3 protein-coding genes and 1 pseudogene are annotated in these 3863 nt (G+C 30.4%); all 4 read left to right on the top strand.

Going from position 1 to position 3863, the window contains the following annotated elements:
* Positions 1-556, top strand: a 556-nt coding sequence (locus J7M77_RS15840) for a PRD domain-containing protein (RefSeq protein WP_296880334.1), incomplete at its 5' end; no start/stop codon positions are given.
* Positions 557-732: 176 nt separating this feature from the next.
* Positions 733-2529, top strand: coding sequence for a glucose PTS transporter subunit IIA (locus J7M77_RS15835; RefSeq protein ID WP_296880333.1), 1797 nt, complete (start codon positions 733-735; stop codon positions 2527-2529).
* 37 nt (positions 2530-2566) lie between these two features.
* Positions 2567-2728, top strand: a complete 162-nt coding sequence (locus tag J7M77_RS15830) for a hypothetical protein (protein ID WP_296880331.1) — start codon at positions 2567-2569, stop codon at positions 2726-2728.
* A gap of 438 nt (positions 2729-3166) precedes the next feature.
* Positions 3167-3863: pseudogene (locus J7M77_RS15825) on the top strand (N-acetylglucosamine-6-phosphate deacetylase); the annotation flags it as partial.

Raw genomic sequence — 3863 nt, 5'->3', positions numbered from 1 at the left:
GGCATTATTAATGTTAGCTGACCATATTAATGAGACAGTAAAAAGATTAAAAAAAGGAATTTATTTAACTAATGCTCTTACAAATGAGATTCAGACTTTTTATAAAGATGAATATAATGTTGCTAGTGAAGCATGCGATCATCTAAAGACAGTATATAATGTTAATTTAAATAATGATGAGATTGCCTTTATTGCAACCCATCTTATTAATTTAAATTTAGATAATATTAATGAAACATTGCATTCCATCGAGATAGTAGATGAAGTAGTTGATATTATAAGAAGGTATTTAAATATTGAGTTAAAAGCAAATACTTATGAGTATTCAAGATTTATTACACATCTTAAATATTTTTCCTTGAGAGTCATGAAGAGGGAGTCTATTAATTCTAATTACGATGAAAAATTGGAATTGTTTATTAAAGAAAATTATCAAAGAGTTTATAAATGTACATTAGTTATTAAAAGCTATATTGCTAGAAGATATGGATACAATATTACCAACGCAGAAGTTGTTTATTTAGCTATACATTTACAAAATATATTAAATAATTAGGCTTGTCATTACATTAAGTAAGCAAAACCATTAAACTTATTTTTAGTTTTTTGATTTTGCTTTTTTTTATTATTGCAGTTACTTGTATGAATTAATGTATGATTAAAGCTGGATCATTCATTAAACAGCTTGATACAAGTTGATATAGATAAAATAAAAAGAGAAGGAGAAGAAAAATGAATTTAGAAGAAAGAGTGAGTTTAATTTTTGAAAATGTTGGTGGAAAAGAAAATATTATTAGTGTTACGCATTGTGCAACAAGACTAAGGTTAGAATTGATAGATGTAAACAAAGTAGATAAAACTAAGGTTGAAAATATTGAAGGTGTAATTGGGATGAATATTGTTAACAAACAATGTCAAATCATTATTGGAGGTGATGTTGTGAAATATTATCCATATGTTTTAAAATTTTTAGATGGACAAGATGCTATGGAAGTAAAGGAAAAAGAAGCATTTACATTAAAAGGGATTGGGAATGCTATTTTAGAATATATTTCTGGAACTATGACACCACTTATCTCACCACTTATTGGATGTGCAATGATAAGAGGGTTAATTTTATTATTGGAATACTTTAAATTATTAGATACTGCCTCATCTACATATTGTATTTTGTATGCGATTAGTAACTCAGCATTTTATTTCATGCCAATATTAGTCGCAATTTCTGCAGCAAAAAAACTTAAAGTAAATCCATTTATCGCTGCATGTATTGCTGGAGCGCTTATGGAACCAACATTTACTGGATTGATGAAAAATACCGGAGATATAGTAGATTTTATTGGTATTCCTGTATATTTATGTAACTATACATCACAAGTATTGCCCGCGTTAATTTCTACTTGGTTATATTCTTATTTATATAGATTTTTGGAAAAAAGAGTTCCGGGCTCTGTTTCTACAGTTGTAATACCAACTTTTTGTTTGATTATATTTGCACCATTAACCTCAATAATTTTTGGGCCACTTGCTTATTTTTTTGGACAGTTTATTGGCTGGGCATTTAATTCTTTATGGACTATTTCACCAATTATTGCTGGCATCTTTGCAGGTGTTACATTTGAATATGCAGTAGTTACGGGGATGCATTGGGTTTTGGTTGCATTATGTTTAAATGATTTTGCTTTATATGGATATTCACAAATGTATGCTATTTGGGCAGCTGCAGCTTTTTCAGTACATGCTATTACTTTAGGTGCATTATGGATTGCGAAAACTAAGAAAGAAAAGAATAATGCAATTTCATGTTTAATAGCATTATTTGTTGGTGGTGTAGTTGAGCCATCTTTATATAACTATTTAGTGAAAGATAAGAGATATGCTTTACCGATGGCTATAAGTGGCGGATTGACTGGCGGAATATGTGGAATGTTTGGAATACAGGTTTATGCTTTTGGACTGCCTAATATAATGGCTTTACCTACATTTAAACTTGCAGGTAGTTGGGTATATGCAGCGTTTGTATTCGTCATTGAATGGATCATTGGAGCAGTTTTAGTTAAATTTATGCTTGGCAGAAGCAAAAAAATGGCAATTGATTCTCCAGTAAATGGGAAAATAAAAAAAATTGAAGATATGCAAGATCCAGTGTTTGCATCAAAAACACTAGGGAATGGAATAGCAATTATCCCTTCAGATAATAAAATTTATTCTCCAATAGATGGTGAAGTCGTTTCGCTATATCCAACAAAACATGCCATCGGTTTAAGAAATAAAGAAGGTTTGGAAATTCTTATACACATTGGTATTGACACTGTAGAACTAAAAGGAGAAGGCTTTGATGTTTATGTGACACAAGGTGATAAAATCAAAAAAGGTCAATTGTTAATGAAATTTGATTTAGAAGGCTTAAGAAAAAAGGGATACGATATGACGATTCCAGTAATTTTTGTAGATAAGGAAAACGATATTGAATTAGTTGATGAAAATCAAGCACGAGCAAATAGGAAATTGTTATATATCGATATGTAGGATATAAAATTTAATATTTCAATATGAGGGAGATTTTTTGGATTTTTATGAATGGAATAAAGCATTGAGTATAGAACTAATATTAATTATAGCTGCCTTTGGGAGTGAAAAATCTCAAAATTTAATTATTACTAAAGAAAAGAAAATGATTAAACGTGGCACTTCTGGGGGAACTTTCGTCCAAAATTCTCTCTACTAGATTTGGAGCTAACATAGATATTGTTTAATTATCAAACTGTATATTACAAATATTATGTGGGCAGGTATGATGGCTCGTAATAATTTATGTGGTGTTGATAAAACACAAGATTAGACAAACTATAATTTAGAATACGAATTGTCAGCGAAATACAATTGTGTGCATGGTACAGAATTTGTGATTGTTATGCCGGATATCTTTACTTATACGACACATCATGATATTGCTTGATTTGCACAAGTGACTGTATGAGTATGGGAACGTCAAAAGAATTTTGAAGAGTTTAATGTGAAAGAGAGCAATATTGAAAAAAGGAATATAGGTTATGTTTTAGTAATGGCAGTGATGCTGAACTTAATGTATTTACTAAATTAAATTAAAAAGTTGTAGAAAATATATACAAATTAATGCTATAGACTTTATAAGGAGAAAAGTAATATGATTATTCAAAGTACAAATGTATGGTATGAGGAAAAATTTCAACCTTTGCAAATTGAAATAAAAGAAAATAAGATATGGAGCATACTACCCTATAATTATAAAGAAATAAATTATGATTTTAATGATAATAGAATACTTCCAGGTTTATTAGACATTCATTGTCATGGATGGAATGGTAATGATACTTGTAGTATAAGTGTTGAAGGACTTCATGCTTGGAGTGCACATTTGCCAAAAGAAGGAGTTACAGGATTTTGTCCTACAGGCGGGTTTAAAGGAAAGGAAGAAGATTCTTTTGAAGGATTTAATACAGTCGCCAAAGTTATAGACGAAAAAAGTTATTCTGGTGCGGAAGTGTTAGGAATAAATTTAGAAGCAGTTTGGATTGGAGAAAAATATAAATTAGGTGTAGATATAGATTACCAGATGGTGCCTGATGTAGCATGTGTTGATCGTTATATCAAAGCTTGTAACGGACATCTGAAGTATGTAATGGTAGCACCAGAAATGCTACGTTCAGATATGAGTATTATTAGTTATATGACAAGTAAGGGAATTACTGTAGGAGCAGGGCATACTGATGCTAGTTTTGCAGATATTACTGCTGCAAAAACAGCGGGTTTAACTGGATTTGTTCATGTGTACAATCTCATGAAAGGAATGCATCATAGAGATTTGGGAACAGTCGGAGCAG

Source organism: Thomasclavelia sp., assembly GCF_017889095.1.
Lineage (GTDB): Bacteria > Bacillota_I > Bacilli_A > Erysipelotrichales > Coprobacillaceae > Thomasclavelia.
The sequence above is the reverse complement of the archived record's forward strand: the minus strand, read 5'-3'. Positions and strand labels throughout refer to the sequence as shown.